The following is a 10,383-nucleotide window of genomic DNA, read 5'->3' on the forward strand; positions in this document are numbered from 1 at the left end:
GGCCCGGTGGAGATCAGGCTGGACGGCAGGACCGCGCTCGTGACCGGCGCGTCCAAGGGCATCGGGCGGGCGATCGCCGCGGAGCTGGCGGCTTCGGGGGCCAACGTGATGCTGTCATCCCGGAAGCAGGATGCGCTGGAGCAGGCTGCGTCGCAGATGGCGGGCAACGTCGCGGTCCACGCCGCCCACGCGGGAGATCCCGGGCAGGCCGAGGCCTGTGTGGCCGCGACCATCGAGCGTTTCGGCGGCCTCGACATCCTCGTCAACAACGCGGCCACCAATCCGTACTTCGGCCCCACGCTCGGCATCGACCTGGCCCGGTTCGACAAGACGGTCGAGGTCAACTGGCGCGGTCCCCTGGTGTGGACCCAGCACGCCTGGCGGGCCGCGATGTCCGAGACCGGCGGGGTGGTGCTCAACATCGCCTCTATCGGCGGGCTGAGCGTCGAGCACTCGATCGGGATCTACAACGGCACCAAGGCCGCTCTCCTGCACCTGACCCGCAACCTCGCCTCGGAGCTGGCCCCGGTGGTCCGGGTCAACGCCATCGCCCCGGGGCTGGTCAAGACCGACATGGCCCGCGCGCTCTGGGAGCGCAACGAGGACGCGATCGCCCGGCACGTGCCGATGCGCCGCCTCGGGGAGCCCGACGACATCGCGCGGGCCGCGGTGTTCCTCTGCTCCGACGCCGCCAGCTGGATCACCGGAGCGACGCTCGTCGTCGACGGAGGCATGCTCCTGCGGGCCTGAGGAGCTGGCCCGCCGATCAGCCGGTGACCGACCGACCCGGCTCAGCGGCGCGGCTCGGTGACCATGATCCGGCCCAGCACCGAGGTCACCTCACCGGCGGGGATGGGACGGGACAGGTGATAGCCCTGGGCCAGGTCACAGCCGAGGACCTGCAGCCGCTCGAGCTGGGCGGCGGTTTCCACCCCCTCGGCCACCGCTTCCAGGCCCAGCGTGTGGGCCAGACGGATGATGGCGGCCACGATCGCTTCGTCGCCACCCTCGGTGCCGAGGCCTGCCACGAACGAGCGGTCGACCTTCAGGACGTCGACCGGGAAGGTGCGCAGGTAGCTCAACGAGGAGTACCCGGTGCCGAAGTCGTCGACGGCGAGGCGAACCCGCAGGGTCTTCAGTCGGGCCAGCGTCTGGTGGGAGAACTCGACGTCGTCCATGAGCACGCTCTCGGTGATCTCCAGCACGATCCGCTCGGGCTGCACACCGGTGCGGGCCATGATCCCCGCAAGTTGGTCCGGCAAGCCGGGGTCGCCGAGCTGCCGGCCGGACAGGTTCACCGAGATGTTGACCGGTTGCAGGTCGGGGAACGCGTGCTCCCAGCGGGCGAGCTCCTCGCAGGCTGCCTCCAGCACACGGGCGCCGATCGGGATGATCAGCCCGGTCTCCTCCGCGATGGGGATGAACTCCGCAGGCAGCAGCAGACCGCGATCGGGGTGGTTCCAACGGACCAGCGCCTCCAGCTCCCGGACCCGGCCTGAAGCCAGGTCCACGATCGGCTGGAAATGCACCTCCAGCTCGTCGCGCTCGAGCGCTCGCCGCAGCGCGGTCTCCGTGTCGAGCCGCCGGAGGTTGCGCGATCGGAGCGTCTCGTCGAACACCGCGATCTGGGCCCGGCCCCGGTCCTTGGCCCGGTACATCGCGGCGTCGGCCTCCCGCAGGAGCGTCTCGGAGGTGGTCTCACCGTCACCGTCGACCCGGAAGTAGGAGATGCCGATGCTCGCCCCGACGAAGATCTCCGTGCCGCCGATCTCGAACACCCCCTCGAGGGCCTTCAGGATCCGTTGAGCGACCACCAGCGCCTGGGTCTCGTTGCGCAGCTCCTCGCAGAGCACGACGAACTCGTCCCCTCCGAAGCGGGCCACGGTGTCGTCGGGTCGCAGGGCGGCGGTCAGGCGCTGGGCGATGGCCGCGAGCAGCTGGTCGCCGAGCGAATGGCCGTGGCTGTCGTTGATGACCTTGAAATGATCGAGGTCGAGGAACAGCACCGCCGCCAGCGTGTGGTGCCGGCGGGCCCGGGCCAGAGCCATGGTGAGCCGGTCGAGCAGCAGGGTGCGGTTGGGCAAACCGGTGAGCGGGTCGTGGGTGGCCGCGTGCTCGAGCCGGGCCTCGAACGCTTTGCGTTCGCTGATGTCTCGCAGCACGGCGCTGAAGTACTCGATGCGTCCTTCAGGGTCCCGGTGCGCCAGAAGCTGGGCCAGCACGGGAATCGTCTCGTCGGTGCCGGGCCGGGCGATCTCAAGCTCACCGCTCCAGGATCCCCGCTCGATGAGCGCAGGGATCAGCTCGTGGTCGACGCGGTGGCGTTCCCACGGCGGGAAGAACGACCGCAGGTCGACCTCGGGGAGTGGCTGGTCGGGATCGAGGCCCAGATGGCGGCGGGCGGTCGCGTTGAGCAGGAGCAAGCGGCCGTCCGGGTCGGTGATGCCGACGTGGTCCTCGGTGGCTTCGAACAGCTGGATGAGCCGCTGCGCGTCCTGCTCGGCCTCGATCCGCTCGGTGACGTCGCGGACGTTGGCCACGATGCCGCCCACCGCCGCGTTGTCGGTCATGTTCGTGACGGTCGCCTCGGCCCACCGCCACCGCCCCTCACCGCTGAGCACCCGGAAGGTGCTCTGGCGGCTGGCGCCGGGCATGCTGACGACCTCCCCGAGCTCGCCCGCCAGGCGGGGGAGGTCATCGGGATGAACCCACTCGACGCTGTCGTGACCCAGGACCTCGTCGACGGCCCGGCCGAAGAGCTGGCGCTCACCACCCACATACTCGATCGTGCCGTCCGACGCGAGGACCACGATGGAGTCGGCGGCGTTCTGCACCAGCGCCCGGAACCGCTCTTCGCTGCGGCGAACCCGTAGCTCGGCCTCCTGGCGGTGCGTGACCTCGCGCAGGCAGAGCGCGAAGCCACCGACCATCTCGTGGTCGCGCAGGTCGGCACCGACGACGTCGACCCAGATCCACGACCCGTCGCGGCGCCGGGCCCGCACGACGGTCGGCTCCGGCGGGGGCGTCCCCGCGAGTGCGGCGAGGAGGTTGCGGGCGGCGAGCTCGTGGTCGTCGGGGTGCACGAAGTCCAACACGTTGACGCCCGTGACCTCGTCGGGCTCGTATCCCATGGTCGTCGTGGTCCCCGGGTTCGCCCACTGGATCGTCAGGTCACCGCCGACGATGAGGAACAGGTCGTAGCTCTGCTCGAGCATGGTGCGGAAGCGGCGTTCACTGGCCGCCAGCGTGGCCGCAGCGCGGACGTTCTCGGAGACGTCGCGGTAGTTCCACACCACCCCGCCGAGCGCCGGGTGGTCGACGGCGTTGACGCCGACGGCTTCGACCCACCGCCACGAACCGTCCGCGTGTCGGAGCCGCACGGTGACCGCAACCCGGGCATCGGGTCCCGCCATCACCCCCCTCCAGGCGGCGCGGGACTGCTCGAGATCCTCGGGGTGCACCAGCGTCGGGAGCTGCTCCAGGAACTCCTCGGGGGTGTAGCCGAGGCTCTCGGCGACCGAGGGAGTCACGTAGGTCGGCTGGCCCTCCGCGCTGATCACCGTGAGCAGGTGCCCCGGCAGGTGACCGAGCAGCTCCAGGAGCTCCAGCGCACCGTCCATCGGGCCTGCCCGCCGCGCCTCCACAGGCAGCACAGGCTAGTTCGCGCCCGGTCCCGAACCGGCGGGGAGTCGGGACCGGATGACCTTGCCGAGCGAGGAGCGGGGGAGCGACGGGACCAGTTCGAGCTCCCGTGGCGCGGCGTAGGCCGGCAGGTGCTCTTTCACCGCGGCCCGCAGCTCCTCGAGCCGGGGCGGCCGGGACAGATCGGTGGGTACCACGATCGCCACCACCCGCTGGCCCCACTCGGGGTCGGGCCGGCCCAGGACCGCCACCTCGCTCACGCCGGGGTGCTCGCCCAGCACCCGCTCGACCTCGGCCGGCCACACGTTCTCACCGCCGGAGATGATGAGGTCGCCGCGCCTGCCGTGTACCACGAGCCGTCCGTCGTCATCCCATGCGCCGGCGTCGTCGGTGGGGAACCAGCCGTCGGGAGTGCGGGGATCGTGACCGTCCCGGTAGGCCCGCAGCAACATCGGCCCGCGCAGCTGGATCTCGCCGTCGACGATGCGGATCTCGACGCCTGCCAGCGGCCGCCCGTCGTAGGCCACCGCGGAGCCGGTCTCGGTCATGCCGTAGCTGACCACCGCGTTCGGGGGCAGGGCGGCCGGCGGTGCCGCGCCGCCGACCACGATGCGGCGGAAGGCGGACGGGTCGATCCGGCCGAGTGCGGTGGGGACGAGCGTGGTCAACGTGGCTCCCCGCTCGCGGGCCGCGGCCATGACCTCCATCGCGTCGAAGGTGTGGAGCACCTCGCAGGGAACGGAAGCCCAGCGGGCCCGGAGCACCACCGAGAGCCCGGCCACGTGGGCCAGCGGCAGACAGCACAGCCAGCGATCGCGCTCACGGTCCACTCCCAGGGCCTCCGTGGTTGCCCGGGCGGAGGCTTCGACCGAGTGGTGGGTGTGAACCACCCCTTTCGGGTCGCCGGTGCTCCCGCTGGTCACCATCACCAGCGCGTCGCCGGGCTCCACCGGCAGGGGATCGGGCAAGGCCTGCACGGCGCCCGAGCCGTCGATGAAGCGGTGTGGGCGCATGGCGGCGAGCAGCCGCTCGACCGCGGGAGGGGGCAGCCTCGGATCGACGGGCATGACCGCGTCACCGCGATCCCAGCAGTCGAAGAGCAGGTCGACGCCGGATCGGCCGGCGAGGACGGCGGCGACCAGCTCAGGCACGGCGAGGAGGATAGCGAGCGCAACTGGCCCGGCCCGTCGGTGGCGGTCAAGCTGGCGGCGTGAACATCTGGGTGGCGGGGGCGCGCCCGCGGACACTACCGGCGGCCGTCGTGCCGGTGCTGGTGGGCACCGCGACCGCCGCCCAGGGAGACCTCGGTGCAGGCCGGGGCATCGTCGCCTGGCGCTTCGTCGCGGCCATGGTGGTCGCGGTCGCCATCCAGGTCGGCACCAACTATGCCAACGACTACGCCGACGGGGTGCGGGGCACGGACAGCCCCGATCGGGTCGGGCCGGTGCGCCTCGTCGGTTCGGGTCTCGCCGCTCCGACGGCGGTGAAGCGGGCGGCGCTCCTCGCGTTCGCGGTGGCGGCTGTCGCCGGCTCGGCCCTCGCTATCGCCGTCACCCCGTGGCTGATCCTGGTGGGGGCCCTGTCGTTCGCGGCCGGTTGGCTCTACACGGGTGGGCCGCGCCCCTACGGCTACGCCGGGTTTGGGGAGCTGTTCGTGTTCGTGTTCTTCGGGGTGGTGGCCACCGTCGGATCCGCCTTCGTCCAGTCGGAGACGCTCACCTGGTTGGCATTCGGCGCGTCGGTACCGGTCGGGCTGTTCGCCACCGCGCTGCTGGTGGTCAACAATCTGCGGGACATCCCCACCGACGCCGCGGCCGGCAAGCGCACCCTGGCGGTGCGGCTGGGTGAGCCGGCCACCCGGGTGCTCTACGCGGTACTGATGTTCCTGCCGTTCGCCACGGTGCCGTTCGTGGCCGGGCTGGGCGGGCGCCTGCTCGGCGCGGTGGCGCTGGTGGCGGTGCTGCTGGTGCCGAAACCGGTGCTGGCTGTGCTCGAAGGGGCCCGTGGCTCGGCGCTCATCCCGGTGCTCGGGGTCACCGGTCGAGTCCAGCTGGTGTTCGGGGTGCTGTTCGCCGCCGGTCTCTGGCTCAGTGCCTGACGGGCGTCTGCGCCAGCCAGTCCCGCACCAGCGTCGTGAAGGCGTCGGGTCGTTCGAGGTGGGCGGCGTGGCCCGCGCCCTCGATGATCGCCACCGAGGCCCGCTTCCCGATCAGCTCGCCCGCCCGCTCCGCCTGGGAGCGGAACTTCTGGTCGCGGGATCCGGCCACCAGCAGGACCGGCATCGACAGCTCGGGCAGCCGGTGCCAGAGGGGTGGCTGCGTCCCGGTGCCGGCGAGTCGGAGACTGGCGGCCAGACCTTCGACGGTGTTGCGGAGTCGCTCCCGGCGGTGCGCGGCGCGCTCGTCGAGCCCGGCGAAGAGGGGCTGCGAGAGCCACTCATCCAGGAAGGCTGCCAGCCCGATCGTCTCCAGGCGTGTCGCCAGCCGGTCGTCGGCCTCCCGCCGGGCCGCCCGCTCGTCCGCTCGCTCGATGCCCGGCGACGCCCCGATCAGCACCAGCCGCTCGACCAGCTCGGGCTGCTCGACGGCCAGGTGCAGCGCGAGCCTCCCTCCCATCGAGTAGCCGAGGTAGGTGGCTCGTCCACCGACCCGGCCGAGCAGCCGGGCGGCTCGGACGACACCGGCCTGCACCTGCGACGACCCGCCGTGGCCTGGCGCGTCGACCAGCACGACCTCGTGGTCCCGGGCCAGGTCGTCGTCGATCGGTGACCAGCAGCGCCCGGTCTGGGTGAAGCCGTGGACCAGCACCAGGCGTGGCCCTCCCTGCCCCCTCACCTCGGTGTGCAGCACGGGCGCCATGGGGGGAGACCGTAGGCTGTCGTCGTGGCAGCCGTCGCGGCCAGCTTCTGTGCAACGCTCGTCGATGAGCTGGTCCGCTGCGGGGTGACGCACGCGGTGGTGTGCCCCGGGTCGCGCTCCACCCCTCTGGCGCTTGCCTTGGCCCGGGACGGGCGCGTGCGGGTGGAGGTGCACCACGACGAGCGGGCGGCGGCCTTCATCGCCCTCGGCGTCGGAGCCGCGACCGGGTGCCCGGCGGTGGTCCTCACCACCAGCGGGACCGCGGCCGTCGAGCTGCATCCCGCAGTGGTCGAGGCCAGCCACAACCGGGTGCCCCTGATCGCCTGCACGGCGGATCGGCCTCCGGAGCTGCACGGCGTCGGCGCCCCGCAGACGATCGAGCAGGCCGGGCTGTTCGGTGGGGTGGTGAGGTGGGCTGCCGACCCCGGTCCCCCTGATGTGGCGACCGTGGACACCTGGCGCTCGCTCGCCTCCCGGGCGTTCGTGGAGGCCACCGGTTCGCCCCCCGGTCCCGTGCATCTGAACCTGGCGTTCCGGGAGCCGCTTCTCGGGGATCCCGGCGAGCTTCCCGCCGGTCGGGACGCGGGGCTGCCCTGGCACGAGGGCCTGATCAGCGAGCGCCATCTCGATCACGCCTCCCTCCGGCGGCTGGCGGAGCACTGCCGGGGCCTGCGCGGGGTGCTCGTGGCCGGAGCGGGCATCAGCCGCCCAGAAGCGGTGCTCGTGCTCGCGCACACCTTGGGATGGCCGGTGCTGGCCGACCCGCGCAGCGGGTGTCGCATCCCCGATCGGGCGGTGGTCGCTCACTTCGACGCCCTGCTGCGAGACGGCGACCAGCTCCAGCCGCAGGTGGTCCTGCGGCTCGGGATGCCGCCCGCGTCCAAGGCCCTCGCCTCGTGGCTGGCCCGCAGCGATGCCCTCCAGGTGGTGATCGACGCGCACGGCGGGTGGTTCGATCCGGATCACGACGCGGGCATGGTCGCCGCTGCCGATCCTGCCTGGGTGTGCCTCGAGCTGGCCGCACAGCTCGACGGGGCGGCGGTCGACCGGGAGTGGCTGCGACTCTGGCAGGACCTCGACCAGTGCGCCGCCGAGGCGATCGAGGCGTCGCTCGGCGACGGGCTGTCGGAGCCCGCGATCGCCCGGGATGTGGCCGCGGTGTTGCCAGAGGGGGCCACGCTGGTGGTGTCGTCGTCGATGCCGGTGCGCGACGTCGAGTGGTACGCCGCGCCCCGGGACGGGTTGCGGGTCCTCGCCAACCGGGGTGCGAACGGGATCGACGGGGTGGTCTCCACCGCGGTGGGTGTGGCCCTGGCGTCTGGGCCCACCGCCGCGCTGGTGGGCGACCTCGCCTTCCTGCACGACGCCAATGCGTTGCTCGGGCTGGCCACTCGTCGGGTCGATCTGGTGGTGATCGTGGTGCACAACGACGGCGGGGGGATCTTCTCTTTCCTCCCCCAGGCCCGCTCCCTACCCGAGCCCGTCTTCGAGCGATTGTTCGGCACCCCGCACGGGGCGGATCCCTGCCTGCTGGCGGCCGTCCACGGTGTCCCCGCGGTGCAGGTGGAGGATCGCGCCGGGTTGCGCGACGCGGTCCGGGCCCGATTGGCTGCCGGCGGCCCGCACGTGGTGGTGGCCGGGACCAACCGCGCGGCCAACGTGGCCGTCCACGACGGCCTGCACGCCGCGATCAGGGCCGCACGATCGCGCTGAGCAGCGCTTGGAGCTTGGCCCGGGTCTCCGCCAGCTCCAGCTCCGGGTCCGAATCCTCGACCACCCCGACCCCGGCGAACAGCCGGGCCCGGGTGCCCTCGAGCTCGGCGCTGCGGATGCCCACCGCCCAGGCCCCGTTGCCGGCCGCGTCCACCCAGCCGACGGGTCCCGCGAACCGGCCCCGGTCGAGCCCTTCGAACCGCCGGATGGCCTCCAGGGCCCGGTCGCGGGGCACGCCGCCCACCGCGGGGGTGGGATGGAGGGCCACCATGAGCTCGATCACCGACGCCGGGGGTGAGGAGAGGCGGCCCTCGACCCGGGTGGCCAGGTGCTGCACGTTGGCCATGGCCACCACCCGGGGCTCGGCCTCCTCGTCGAGGTACGAGCACCACGGCAGCAGGGTGTCGTGGACCATGTCGATGGTGTAGCGGTGCTCGGCCCGGTCTTTGGCCGAGGCCAGCAGCCCAGCCGCGAGCCGCGCATCGGTGGAGGGGTCGGCGCTGCGGGGAGCGGTGCCGGCCATCGGGTGTGAGCGGACCAGGTCCCCGGTCCGGGCGACGAGCAGCTCGGGACTGGCGCCCACGAACCCGTCGACGGCGAACAGCATGCATGACGGGTACGCGGCTCGCAGGCGATGGAGGACCGCTCGCCGGGAGAGCGCGCGGTCTGCCTCCACGGTGACCGCGCGGGCGAGCACCACCTTGCGGGCGTCGCCGGAGCGGATCTCCTCGCGGACCGCAGTGACCGCCCGGCACCACTCTTCGGTGTCCCGCTCGCTTCGGATCGTGAACCGTGACGGCTCGCCTTCGGGATGCTCGGCCAGGGTCGGCGCGGCGGGCGGGCGACCGTCCGCGCTGACCGCGGTGATCCAGCGGGTCCCGTCGGAGGCCCGCCCGACGATCGTTCGGGGCACGACGAGCACCCCATCCCGTTCGGGGGCGAAGGGCAGCGCGCCGAGGGCCACCGGGCCGGTACCTGGCCGGCGGACGTCGTCGTCGCACTCGATGGTGTCGAGTACCTCGTGCACCGCCTGGGCAGCTCGGGCCGGGTCGTGCCGGGGGATCCGAATCTCGGCGGCCGTGCCCCGACCCGCCAGCCCTTCCTCCTGCCGCAGGAACAGCCAGCCATCCTCGCCCGCCACGTCGAGCAGGTCGACGTCGGCATCGAGGCGGCGGGTGACCGCCACCAGCCGGTCGCTCACGCCGCCCACTCGGCCTTGGTGCGGGTGGCGGTGATGAGCTGGGCGATCCCGGCTGACAGCAGCTCCCGCCGGACGTTCGTGAAGCCCGCCCGGGCGAGCGAGCCCAGCAGGTCCGCGGTCGGCGGGAGGTAGGCCACGGACTCGGGCAGGTAGCGGTAGGCGTCGGCATCCGAGAGCAGCCCGCCGATCCGGGGGACGACCCTGCCGAAGTAGATCCGGTGACCGGCACGCAGGAGCGGATTCGGTGGCTCCGCCACCTCGAGCAGCGCGATCCGCCCGCCGGGCCGCACCACCCGGGCCAGCTCGGTGAAGAAAGCCCCGATGTCGACCAGGTTGCGCAGCGCGAACCCGCAGGTGACCCCGTCGGCCACCCGGTCAGGCAGGGGGAGGCGGAGGGCGTCTCCCTGGATCAGCGGCGCGTCGGTGCGGGCGGCGGTCAGCATCCCCATCGACAGGTCGACGCCCACCGGTCGCAGCCCGCTGCGCTGCAGCTCCCGGCACAGGTCGCCGGTGCCGCAGGCCAGGTCGACGACCAGCGACCTGGGGCGTAGGCCCAACCGTCGGACGGTGCGCCGCCGCCACCCCACGTCCATCCGGAAGGTCATGAGGCGGTTGACCAGGTCGTAGCGGGGAGCGATGGCGTCGAACATCGAGCGCACGGCGCGCACCTTCTCCTCACCTACCGGCAGCCGGGCCCGGGTCGTCATGGGAGCGAGCCTACGGCTGGTCAGAAGTCGCCGGCGACGTCGGCAGGCCGGCGGGGGAAGAAGACCTCCATGAGCTCACGGTGCCGGCCGAGCAACACGTCGTCCACCCGCTCCGCCAGGGCCGTGGCGCCCCAACGCCCGAGCACCAGCGCCGGGAACCAGTCGGGCGCCACCCCCCCCCCCTGCACGGCGGCGGGGTCCTCCACCCCCGGCGCCCGGTCGACGCCGACCACCTCGCCCCGCTCGAAGGCGATCCGCACCC

8 protein-coding genes and 1 pseudogene are annotated in these 10,383 nt (G+C 72.8%); 3 read left to right on the forward strand and 6 right to left on the reverse strand.

Going from position 1 to position 10,383, the window contains the following annotated elements; translation table 11 throughout:
* Positions 1 to 6 precede the first annotated feature (6 nt).
* Complete coding sequence (locus V7004_RS07325) at positions 7 to 750, forward strand: SDR family oxidoreductase (protein ID WP_334143077.1); 744 nt, start codon at positions 7 to 9, stop codon at positions 748 to 750.
* 41 nt (positions 751 to 791) lie between these two features.
* Here the strand turns inward: V7004_RS07325 and V7004_RS07330 are convergent, their stop codons facing one another.
* Both V7004_RS07330 and V7004_RS07335 read right to left on the reverse strand, forming a co-directional pair.
* Positions 792 to 3,644 carry an EAL domain-containing protein gene (locus V7004_RS07330; RefSeq protein WP_334143079.1) on the reverse strand — a complete coding sequence of 951 codons (2,853 nt, stop codon included), beginning with the start codon at positions 3,642 to 3,644 and terminating at the stop codon, positions 792 to 794.
* A gap of 12 nt (positions 3,645 to 3,656) precedes the next feature.
* The gene (locus tag V7004_RS07335; protein ID WP_334143080.1) at positions 3,657 to 4,793 is read right to left on the reverse strand and encodes a class I adenylate-forming enzyme family protein; all 1,137 of its coding nucleotides are present in this window, start codon (positions 4,791 to 4,793) and stop codon (positions 3,657 to 3,659) included.
* Between the two features lie 59 nt (positions 4,794 to 4,852).
* On the opposite strand from V7004_RS07335, the gene V7004_RS07340 reads away from it, so the two are divergent.
* The gene (locus V7004_RS07340) at positions 4,853 to 5,740 is read left to right on the forward strand and encodes a 1,4-dihydroxy-2-naphthoate polyprenyltransferase (protein WP_334143081.1); all 888 of its coding nucleotides are present in this window, start codon (positions 4,853 to 4,855) and stop codon (positions 5,738 to 5,740) included.
* On the opposite strand, the gene menH is transcribed toward V7004_RS07340, so the two are convergent.
* A complete protein-coding gene (gene menH, locus V7004_RS07345) occupies positions 5,730 to 6,500 on the reverse strand; it encodes a 2-succinyl-6-hydroxy-2,4-cyclohexadiene-1-carboxylate synthase (RefSeq protein WP_334143082.1) in 771 nt (256 codons plus the stop codon). The two genes, V7004_RS07340 and menH, sit on opposite strands and share 11 nt — an antisense overlap.
* 24 nt (positions 6,501 to 6,524) lie before the next feature.
* On the opposite strand from menH, the gene menD reads away from it, so the two are divergent.
* Complete coding sequence (gene menD, locus V7004_RS07350) at positions 6,525 to 8,213, forward strand: 2-succinyl-5-enolpyruvyl-6-hydroxy-3-cyclohexene-1-carboxylic-acid synthase (protein WP_334143084.1); 1,689 nt, start codon at positions 6,525 to 6,527, stop codon at positions 8,211 to 8,213.
* Here the strand turns inward: menD and V7004_RS07355 are convergent.
* From V7004_RS07355 to V7004_RS07365, 3 genes and pseudogenes are all read right to left on the reverse strand, one after another.
* A complete protein-coding gene (locus tag V7004_RS07355; RefSeq protein WP_334143085.1) occupies positions 8,191 to 9,414 on the reverse strand; it encodes an isochorismate synthase in 1,224 nt (407 codons plus the stop codon). The genes menD and V7004_RS07355 overlap by 23 nt on opposite strands.
* Entirely contained in the window at positions 9,411 to 10,121 is a 711-nt protein-coding gene (locus tag V7004_RS07360) for a ubiquinone/menaquinone biosynthesis methyltransferase (RefSeq protein WP_334143086.1), read from the reverse strand. The genes V7004_RS07355 and V7004_RS07360 overlap by 4 nt, the downstream gene beginning before the upstream one ends.
* A gap of 20 nt (positions 10,122 to 10,141) precedes the next feature.
* A pseudogene (locus tag V7004_RS07365) lies at positions 10,142 to 10,383 on the reverse strand (hypothetical protein); the annotation flags it as partial.

The organism is Rhabdothermincola sp. (assembly GCF_036846205.1).
Taxonomy (GTDB): domain Bacteria; phylum Actinomycetota; class Acidimicrobiia; order Acidimicrobiales; family Acidimicrobilacustridaceae; genus Rhabdothermincola.